This is a genomic window from Burkholderia territorii, from assembly GCF_902833055.1.
Classification (GTDB): Bacteria; Pseudomonadota; Gammaproteobacteria; order Burkholderiales; family Burkholderiaceae; genus Burkholderia; species Burkholderia territorii.
Genome location: NZ_CADFEJ010000119.1, coordinates 1 through 486 on the forward strand (window position 1 = coordinate 1; position 486 = coordinate 486).

1 protein-coding gene is annotated in these 486 nt (G+C 64.8%); it reads left to right on the plus strand.

Annotated features, from left to right (window positions below):
- Nucleotides 1–193: 193 nt before the first annotated feature.
- On the plus strand, nt 194–486 hold a 293-nt coding region (locus HW466_RS31305), incomplete at its 3' end, for a cbb3-type cytochrome c oxidase subunit I (protein WP_176316166.1).

Sequence of the window (486 nt, forward strand, 5' to 3'; positions counted from 1 at the left end):
CGCGCGCAGCCCGTGCGCGACGCGCTGAAGGCCGCTGGCGTGGCCGAGGATCGCATCGTGCTGAAGAAGCCGCAGACGATCACCGGCGGCGCCGACGCGAAGGAAGCACGCCGCGTCGAAATCGGGCCGGCTGCCTGACGGATCGTTCGTCGTCTGGGTCGACGTCAATCGGAATACGGATCAGGAGACATCCATGTCTAGCATTGGACACGACGTAACCGCGGGACACGCGCACGACGATCACGCGCACGAGCTTCCGCATGGCTGGCGACGCTGGCTGTTCGCGACGAATCACAAGGACATCGGCACGCTGTACCTGCTGTTCTCGTTCGTCATGTTCCTGTCGGGCGGCGTGATGGCGCTCGGCATCCGCGCCGAGTTGTTCGAGCCGGGCCTGCAGATCATGCGTCCCGAGTTCTTCAACCAGCTCACCACCATGCACGGGCTGATCATGGTGTTCGGCGCGATCATGCCGGCCTTCGTGGG